We start from the raw sequence: 8,870 nt of genomic DNA on the forward strand, positions 1-8,870 counted from the left end.
AACATGACCCGTCGGTCATGTTCTAGAGGTAGCATCTAACATGACCGCTTGGTCATCTTGGGGATTGGAAGAGGAGTAGGCAATGGACATGACGGATCGCAAGGTGCTGGTCGTGGGGGCCTCGTCGGGCATCGGCGCGGCAGTCGCTCGCACGTTTGCCGACGCCGGGGCCGGTGTCGTCGCTGCGGGGCGGCGGGTGGAGCGACTCAAGGAGGTCGCCGCTCAGGCCGACGGGCTGTCAGGGACGATCATGCCGCTGGCTCTCGACGTCGCCGACGAAGATTCCGCGCGGGCGGGCGTGGCGACCGCTGCCGAGATGCTCGGGGGGATCGACGTCGTGGTCAACAACGCGGGCGTCATGCTCACCGGACCCGTACAGCACGCCGACCCGGGGGAGTGGGAGCGCATGATGCGCACGAACCTGCTGGGCACCATGCACGTGTCGCACGCCGCGCTTCCGCACCTCATCGCCAGCCGGGGGACCCTGGTGCAGACGTCGTCGACGTCAGGTCGAACGGCATCGGCCGGCGCCGGTGTCTACGCCGCCACCAAGCACGGTGTGAACGCCTTCTCGGAGGCCCTGCGCCAGGAGGTTGCGCAGCAGGGGGTTCGCGTGGTGCTCGTCGAGCCAGGCATGGTCGACACCGAGCTGGCGAGCCACCTCAGCGACCCGGCCATGCGCGAGCTCGCCGCACGGATGGCCGGGGAGATCCGGATCCTGGATCCGCAGGACGTTGCCGAGGCGGTCCTCTTCGCGGTGACCCGCCCGCCGCACGTGTCGATCAGCGAGCTCCTCATTCGGCCGACGGAGCAGGTGCTCTGATGGGCGAAGGCCGCCCGTGACGCCGGCAGTGGCGTCGCGGGCGGCGTGCTCGTGTCAGGCGACCCGGCGCGTCGGGCCCGTCGAGCCGTCCGTCGTCGCCGGCCTCGGATCCGCGGGTGTCGCAGCGACGGACGCTGCGCGCGGTCTCTGCACCGACGCCAGCGAGACGATGTCGCGCCCGAAGAGCGAGGCCGTCAGCCACACGGCGAGCACGCGTACCTTTCGCTCCCAGGTGGGGATAGCGAGCACGTGGTAGCCGCCGGGCCTCCACGGATCCCGCCACGACCTCTGGAAGGAACGGCTGATAGGTCATGTAGGGCCGCGGATCCACGAGGGCCAGCTCGATGTCGCCGCGGCGCAGCTCGCGCCGCAGGTGCTTCTCGAGCTCCCGGGCTGCGGTGAACCCTGCGTAGCCGCCGCCGACGATGACGATGCGTTCCATCAGTTCCTCCCCAAGCACCGCCGCGGCGCTCTCCCACTGGCGACCGTGCGGCTGCTCGGTTCGTGACGTGATGTTGGTCGCGCGTTCTCGGCGTCGCGCCGCGGCCCTGCCGGCGAGGTGCCTCAGCAGGGCCGCAGCTACCGAGCTCTCGCTACCGAGCGATCGCGGTGTCCCCGAGCTCGAGCTCGAGCGCGGCGGCGGTCACGATCCGTGCGACCTCGTCGGGCCGCGAGACGGCGACTGCGTGGGACGCGCCTTCCACCTCGGTCGTGCCGCGGGAGCCGGCACGTTCTGCCATGAACCGAAGCGCGGCGGGAGGGATGTTCCGGTCCTCGCCCCCGTGCACGAACCAGGACGGTACGTGACGCCAGGCCGGCTCCGTCGTTGCCAGGGGTTCGGTCAGGGCCTCCTGCGTGACCGGGCGCTGGGACGCGGACATGCACGTGGCGTGACCGGGGGCGACGTCCGCGACGAACTGTTCGTGGAACCTCTCCGGGCGGATGGTCAGGTCCGTCTGACCGTTGGACAGCGGAGTCGACGCGAGCGTCTCCCCGAGGGTGCTGCCGGGGAATCGGCCGGCGAGGTCGAACGCGCTCTCTCCGGTCTCGGGAGCAAACGCGCCGACGTACACGAGGCCGACGACGTTCGGCGCCTGTGAGACCGCCTCGGTGGCGACCATGCCGCCGTACGAGTGTGCGACGACCAGGACGGGACCCTCGACGCCGGCGATGACGTCCCGCAGGTATGCGGCGTCGCCGGACAGCGAGCGCAGCGGGACGGCGTTCGCGACGACCGGGATGCCGTCGCGGTGGAGCCGTTCGACGACGCCGTGCCAGCTCGAGGAGTCGGCGAAGGCGCCGTGCACGAGGACGGCTGTGGGTGTGGTGCTCATGGGAGTACTCCTGTCGTGAGCGTGGAGCAGGTTGTGTGGCGGGTGCCGTTCCCCGGTCCCGGGGTTCACATTGGCACCCGTTGCGGCGGGCAGAGCAGGGCTGTCGATCGCCGCCGCCAGTCCGTCGGATCGATGCGTGCCTCGCCCCCGGTGGAGACGAGCAGGGGCCGGTATCGGACCCACAGAAGGAAGGACAGGGCGGCCGCGGTGAGCGCGGCTCCGGTCCACAGGTTGACCTCGGAATCGGTGTGGTGCCCGGCGGTCTCCCCGGCGCCGGGGATCCCCATGACGAGCAGGACGACGCCGTAGATGCCGAGGACGGCTCCGATGATCGTGCGGATGTCGAAGGCTCGGGCGGCGTGTGCCGGGGTAGGGGCGAGATCGTCGGTCGACGGGACCCCCATCTCTTGCAGCACGGCGACGATCGTCGCGATGCGTCCGACGCGTGTGTAGTAGCCGTCGGGCTTGTCCTTCTTGACGTACTGCTGCCAGATGTCGTAGCTGAAGACGGTGTTGGACGCGGAGATGTTGGCCGCCATGCCCGCCATGAACGAAGCGAGAAGCCCGGCGAGCGCGACGCCGAGCATCCCGGTGGGGAGCAGATCGCGGATCATGAGCAGGTTCGCGTCGTTGTACTGCACGGTCCCGTCGCCCTGGCCCTCCTTCAGGGCCGTGATCTCCGGGACGAGGACGCTCGCGATGATGCCCGGGACGACGACGAAGGGGATCAGCATCTTCGGGAACGAACCGATGACCGGGGCCGTGCGAGCCGACGTGATGGAGTCCGACGCCATGGCGCGCTGTACCTCGACGAAGTTCGTCGTCCAGTAGCCGAAGGACAGCACGAAGCCGAGGCCGAACACGATGCCGATCACCGACCACACGGGTGAGTCGAAGCCTGTCAGGGACTCACCGGGCCACGAGGAGAGCATCTCCGTCCCGAACGACTCTTCGACGTTGTCGACCAGGCCGCCGACGCCGCCCACGCGGTTCAGGCCGACGATCGTCAGGGGGAGCAGGGCCGCGACGATGACGAAGAACTGCAGGACCTCGTTGTAGATCGCGGCGGACAACCCGCCGAGCGCCGTGTACGTGAGCACCACCGCCGCCGCCGCCGCGACCAGGGAGACCCACAACGGCCAACCCAGGAGGGCGTTCACGATGGTCGCCAGAAGGAACAGGTTCACGCCCGCGATGAGCAGCTGCGCGACCGCGAAGCTGATGGCGTTCACCAGGTGCGCTCCGGTCCCGAACCGTCGTCGCATGAACTCGGGGACGGACCTGACCTTCGACCCGTAGTAGAACGGCATCATCACCACGCCGAGGAACAGCATCGCCGGCACGGCACCGATCCAGTAGTAGTGCATGGTGGCCACGCCGATCTGCGCACCGTTGGCGGACATTCCCATGATCTCGACGGCGCCGAGGTTCGCGGAGATGAACGCGAGCCCTGTGACCCACGCGGGAAGGGACCGACCCGAGAGGAAGAAGTCCAGGCTGGATGAGACCTGGCGTCTCGCCAGCCAGCCGATGCCCAGAACGAAGATGAAGTAGACAGCCACCAGCCCGAAGTCGATGAAGTTGGCATCCAGGCGTAGCGGGTTGTCGCTGGCTGCAATGATCACGTCTGCCGCCTCACTCTCCGTGGTCGTACGTCACGATGTGGATGAGAACTCGACATGACTGACCGGACGCCGAGGCTTGGTGTGACTCGATCGGACGACCGATGTGCTGCGCGTGCCGCCGATGGCTGGGTCGCCGCCGCGCGGGACTGATCATCCCGGAGGCGCAGTCCGCTCTCGGTCGGAAGCCGCGGTGGATGCTGCGCCCCGAGGTGCTCCGGACTCTCTTGTTCGTCTTCGCGGCGTTCGGGGCGAATGGCATTCCCGCCACACCAGGCGGAATTCGTACCAGGCCAGGAGCGCGGCCACGAGATAGAGGGCAGCGGTCAGGACGATCTGGCCGGTCATGGTGCCGGCTCCATGGTTCTGACGGCGCCGTCGGCGAGGCCGGAGGCCGTGATCGGGACGATCGTGGTGAGCGACCTGAGGATCTCTGCGGCCTCGATCATCGCGTCGACGGCGCGGCTGGTGACCTCTCCGCCGGCGTGGAGTCGCAGAGCGGCCCGGTACAGCTGGTCCGCGAGGGTGGCCGGGCGACCGTCGGGAGACGGGGCGTGGACGAGGTTCATGTCGGCCTCCTTGAGGGTGGGAGCCGCCCTTCGGCGACTCATCCACCGTCGACCGACGAGGCAGCGGAGCGCGCCCTGCGAGTGCGTAGTCAGGTGCGTAGGGAGGTGCGTAGTGCCCGCTTTGCCTCGCCCCGTCCGCCATCGGGCCTTGGGCAGCGGATGCCGGTTCCGACGGGACCGGTCCGACCTTTCAGAGGCCTTGAAGCCTCGGAGATACGCTTGAGTGGTGCCGCCGTCCAGAGGCCTTCTGGGCCGGACCCAGGAGCTGGCCCGATTGCAGGAGCTGGTCGCTCGTGCGCGCGACGGGCACAGTGGTGCTGTCGTTCTGAGCGGCGAAGCCGGGATCGGCAAGACCGCCCTGGTGGACGCGCTCATCGCCGATGCGGGTACTGATGTCCGCGTCGAGCGGATGGTCGCCTCCGAGAGCGAGGTCGAGCTCACGTTCGCAGGTTTGCAGTTGCTCTGCGGACATCTGTTGACCACGTCGGCGGTCCACCTTCCGGAACCTCGCCGGGAAGCGCTCGAATGTGCCTTCGGTATTCGTGCGGCAGGACCGCCCAACCCGCTTCATCTCGGACTCGGTGTGCGCGATCTGCTGACGCGGGCCGCCGGCGAGGGCGCTCTGCTGTGCATCGTCGATGACGCGCAATGGTTGGACGAGACCTCGGCACGAGCCATCGCGTCCGTAGCCCGTCGTCTCTCCAACGAACACATCGCGATGGTCCTGGCCATGCGACGCCAGGATGATCTGTTCGCGGACCTGCCCCAGCTGTCCGTCCCGGGGCTGAGCGACCACGACTCTCGTGAACTCCTCCGAAAGGCTCTGCCGGGTGCGATCGACGAGCGAGTGTTCGACCAGCTCCTCGTCGAGTGTCGCGGCAACCCGCTCGCACTCCGCGAGCTGCCTCGCACGTCCGCCGCCGACATGGCCGGCGGCTATGCGCTCGCCGGATCCCTGTCGCTGCAGAGCAGGATCGAGCGGAGCCTGCTCGCCCGGCTCGACAGCCTTCCCCCCTCGACCCGCACACTTCTCCTCCTCGCCTCAGCTGATCCCACCGGTGACATGGGCTTGTTGTGGCGGGCCGCCGCACGCCTGGGACTTGGCCCTGAGAACCTGGATCTCGCCCAGCAGGCCGACGCGCTCGTCGTCTCCGGACGCATCCAGTTTCGACATCCGCTCATCCGGTCGGCGATCTATCGGGCGGCCGACCCGGCTGACCGTCGAAGTGTCCACGAGGCCCTGGCTGAGGCGACGTATGCCGAGCGAGACCCGGACCGTCGCGCCTGGCACCTGGCCAACGCGACAGTAGAGCCCAGCGAGAACGTGGCGGCAGCCCTCGTGCAGTCGGCCGACCGAGCACGCGCTCGTGGAGGGGTCGCAGCCACTGCAGCCTTCCTCGAACGGGCCGCGCAGCTGACGCCCGAACCTCGAGCGCGGGCAGATCGATCGATCGCGGCTGCCGAGTCCAAGCTCGACGCTGGCGCACCTGACGACGCGCTGCAGCTGCTCGACGAAACACGCGACCACGAGCTGAACTCCCTCCAGATAGCCCTTGTCGCACGGCTGCAGGCACGCTGCGAGTACGCGCTCCGTCGCGATCGCAGTGCGCCGCGAAGGCTCCTCACCGCAGCACAGGCGCTCGAGCCCCACGACCCGGTGCTGGCCAGAGACACGTACATGCAGGCCCTATCCGCCGCCACCTACGCCGGGAGGCTCGGCGAGCCGGGCGCCATCGACGAGATCGCGCAGGCGATCATGTCGTCGACGGCCACCGGGACATTGGACAGTGCACCGGACCTCATCCTTCGGGGGCAGGCGCAGCTCGCGCTGGGTGGACCATCTCTCGCGCTGCCTATCGTGCGGCGCGCCATCGCGGCCTTTGCCGAGGAGCCAGCCACGGACCACCGAGCTCTCGCGTGGATGTGGTTCGGGGGTCGCGCCGCCCAGGACATCTGGGATGCCGAGGGGCTGAGAACTCTCGCGGAGCGGCAAGTCCGGCTCGCGCGTGCCGGAGGGGTGCTCACCGTGCTTCCCATGGCGCTCAACCTGTTGATGGTCGCCCGCACCTTCGACGGTCGGCTGGACGGCGCGGAGGCCATCTGCGACGACCTCGACACGATTCTTTCCATCACCGGACACCCCCTCCCTCTGTACGGGCGGATCTTCCTGGCTGCCTATCGAGGTCATCTCGATGAGGTCGAGACCATGGCGCCGCAGCTCCGCGCCGACGCTCACGCACGAGGCGAGGGGTACGCACTGACAGTGGCCAACATGGCAGAGGCCGTGGTCTACAACGGGGCAGGCCACTACGAGAAGGCCTTGGCGTCTGCGCGTCGAGAGCTTCCGTACGTCAATGAGCTCGGCCACGCGATGCGCACGATGCTCGAGGTGGTCGAGGCCGCCTCGCACCTCGGCGAACGAGAACTCGCAGGCGAGGCTGTCGAACGACTTCATCAGGTGACGAACCCGGTGATCGACAAAAGCCCTTGGGCTGCCGCGTTCATGGCGCTGGTCCACGCGATGCAGGACGACGACGATGACGGTGAGGCTCACTACCTCCATGCCATCGACGGGTTCGAGCGGATCCGCGTGCCGATCCTCAAGGCACGCAGCCAGCTTCTGTACGGCGAGATGCTGCGCCGGCACGGGCGTCGTATCGACGCCCGCGCACAGCTGCGCTCAGCAGTGTCCATCTTTGCCGAATGCGGCATGCAGGGGTTCGCCGACCGAGCGCGCGGCGAGCTGGCTGTCACAGGGGAGAAGGTGCGCACTCGCGGCACGGCGTCCGTGGACGACCTCACTGATCAGGAACGCAACGTCGCCCGGCTGGCCCGTGACGGCCTCACCAACCGCGAGATCGGAGCACGCCTCTTCATCAGTTCACACACCGCCGAGTGGCACCTGCGCAAGGTCTTCGCCAAACTCGACGTCAGGTCGCGGAACGAGCTGTGGAAGGTCCTGCCAGGCCCGAACTAGACGTGCCGTCGCGACCTCGTGTCGAGGTGCGTAGCGACGTCCAGGATCGCGTCGACGAAAGCTTGCGGCGCCTCGGCCGGAAGATGGTGACCCGCATGCGGGACATGACGATGCTCGCGCCATCCGGTGAACCTGGCGGCATCGTGAGAGCCGTCGGTCGCGGGGAAGTTCCCGTCCGCCGTGCCGTCGAGCGTGATCGTCGGAGCGCTGATCGCTGGTAGCGAGGCGAGGCGCGACTCGTCGGCAGAATGGGCGACGGCGCCGGGCGCCAGTCCGAGTCGCTGTCGGTAGGAGTGGATGACGACGTCGACGTAGTCGGGATTCTCGAACGCGCGGGCCGCTCGAGCGAGGTCGTCGTCGGTGAAGACCCACTCGGGTGAGTTCCGGCACCAGATGACGCGGGCGATCTCCTGCCTGTTCCTCTCCAGTCCCCTACGGCCCCGTTCGGTGGAGAAGTACCAGAAGTACCAGAAGCCCGCCTCGCGCTCGGGCGTGATCGGTACGTGGGCGGAGGCGATGTCGTTGATGAGGTAGCCGTTCACACTGACGAGCCCGCCGACGCGGTCAGGATGAAGCGCCGCGACCACGCATGCGGCTCGGCCGCCCCAGTCGTAGCCGGCGAGGATCGGGGTCTGCAGCTTGAGGGCGTCGAGGAGTGCGAGCAGGTCGGCTCCGAGTGCAGCCTGCTGACCACTGCGGGGTGTGTCATCGCGGAGGAACCTCGTGGGCCCGTGTCCGCGCAGGTACGGGACGATCACCCGGAAGCCTCCGTCGACCAGACTCGGGGCGACGTCGATGAAGCTGTGCACGTCGTACGGGAAGCCGTGCAGGAGCACCACTGGCGGAGCGTCCGATGAGCCGAGGTCGTGGTAGGCGACGTCGAGCTCGCCGGCGGCGAGGTGCCGAAGCGTGTACGCGGAGCCAATCATCGTGTCGTCCTTCTGGGCGGGGCCAAGTGTCGTGGGTCGAACGCCACTGCACTCACGACCGGGGACGGTCGGACGATGTGACCGAGCCGGCCGCGACGACGAGGAGGCTGTCACGATCTCGGTGCCCCTGCGGTCGGTGATCGAGACGGCTGCACCTCACAGCGAGCCTCACGACCACCTTCGACGAGTGGCTGGAGCGGCGCGGTGGCGGCCAAGGAATCGAGCTACCCGAGGAGCCATGAAGATCGCCGTAGCTGGAGCGACAGGGACTGTCGGCGAGTACGTCGCGAGGTCAGTACGGGACCGCGGTCACCACGTTGTGCCACTGAGTCCGAGGACACGAGTGGACCTCTTCGCGGGACGTGGAATCGAGGAAGTTCTGTCCGGCGTAGAGACGGTGATCGACGTGACCAACAAGACGACGCTCTCGGCATCCGCCGCCCGCCGGTTCTTCGAGACGGTGACTCGTCGTCTGCTCGCCGCCGAACTTCGCGGGTGTGGGGCATAATGTGGCGCTGTCCATCGTCGGCATCGTCGGCATCGTCGGCATCGTCGGCATCGTCGGCATCGTCGGCATCGTCGGCATCGTCGGCATCGTCGGCATCGTCGGCATCGT

At 68.2% G+C, this 8,870-nt stretch carries 7 protein-coding genes; 3 read left to right on the forward strand and 4 right to left on the reverse strand.

The window, feature by feature from the left end:
* The first annotated feature begins 82 nt into the window (after positions 1-82).
* Positions 83-823, forward strand: coding sequence for an SDR family oxidoreductase (locus ACZ402_RS09875; RefSeq protein WP_375823514.1), 741 nt, complete (start codon positions 83-85; stop codon positions 821-823).
* 593 nt (positions 824-1,416) lie between these two features.
* On the opposite strand, the gene ACZ402_RS09880 is transcribed toward ACZ402_RS09875, so the two are convergent.
* The 3 genes from ACZ402_RS09880 to ACZ402_RS09890 form a co-directional block, all read right to left on the reverse strand.
* Positions 1,417-2,157, reverse strand: coding sequence for an alpha/beta fold hydrolase (locus ACZ402_RS09880; RefSeq protein WP_375823515.1), 741 nt, complete (start codon positions 2,155-2,157; stop codon positions 1,417-1,419).
* A 65-nt stretch (positions 2,158-2,222) separates the two neighbouring features.
* Positions 2,223-3,776, reverse strand: coding sequence for a sodium:solute symporter family transporter (locus tag ACZ402_RS09885; protein WP_375823804.1), 1,554 nt, complete (start codon positions 3,774-3,776; stop codon positions 2,223-2,225).
* A gap of 347 nt (positions 3,777-4,123) precedes the next feature.
* Positions 4,124-4,348: a hypothetical protein gene (locus tag ACZ402_RS09890; protein ID WP_375823516.1), complete on the reverse strand. Its 225-nt coding sequence runs from the start codon at positions 4,346-4,348 to the stop codon at positions 4,124-4,126.
* 226 nt (positions 4,349-4,574) lie between these two features.
* Here ACZ402_RS09890 and ACZ402_RS09895 point away from each other — a divergent pair, with 226 nt between their 5' ends.
* A complete protein-coding gene (locus tag ACZ402_RS09895; protein ID WP_375823517.1) occupies positions 4,575-7,325 on the forward strand; it encodes an ATP-binding protein in 2,751 nt (916 codons plus the stop codon).
* Here the strand turns inward: ACZ402_RS09895 and ACZ402_RS09900 are convergent.
* On the reverse strand, positions 7,322-8,254 hold the full coding sequence (locus ACZ402_RS09900) for an alpha/beta fold hydrolase (protein WP_375823518.1): 933 nt from the start codon (positions 8,252-8,254) through the stop codon (positions 7,322-7,324). The genes ACZ402_RS09895 and ACZ402_RS09900 overlap by 4 nt on opposite strands.
* A gap of 238 nt (positions 8,255-8,492) precedes the next feature.
* Between ACZ402_RS09900 and ACZ402_RS09905 the strand changes: the two genes are divergently transcribed.
* Positions 8,493-8,762, forward strand: coding sequence for an NAD-dependent epimerase/dehydratase family protein (locus ACZ402_RS09905; RefSeq protein ID WP_375823519.1), 270 nt, complete (start codon positions 8,493-8,495; stop codon positions 8,760-8,762).
* Positions 8,763-8,870: the final 108 nt, after the last annotated feature.

It is taken from the genome of Cellulosimicrobium sp. NPDC030954 (assembly GCF_055571305.1).

What these genes read in the sequence shown, in the direction of transcription:
- ACZ402_RS09875 (WP_375823514.1), top strand. Translation starts at nt 83, where the DNA reads ATGGACATGACGGATCGCAAGGTGCTGGTCGTGGGGGCCTCGTCGGGC.
- ACZ402_RS09880 (WP_375823515.1), bottom strand. Translation starts at nt 2,157, where the DNA reads ATGAGCACCACACCCACAGCCGTCCTCGTGCACGGCGCCTTCGCCGAC.
- ACZ402_RS09890 (WP_375823516.1), bottom strand. Translation starts at nt 4,348, where the DNA reads ATGAACCTCGTCCACGCCCCGTCTCCCGACGGTCGCCCGGCCACCCTC.
- ACZ402_RS09900 (WP_375823518.1), bottom strand. Translation starts at nt 8,254, where the DNA reads ATGATTGGCTCCGCGTACACGCTTCGGCACCTCGCCGCCGGCGAGCTC.
- ACZ402_RS09905 (WP_375823519.1), top strand. Translation starts at nt 8,493, where the DNA reads ATGAAGATCGCCGTAGCTGGAGCGACAGGGACTGTCGGCGAGTACGTC.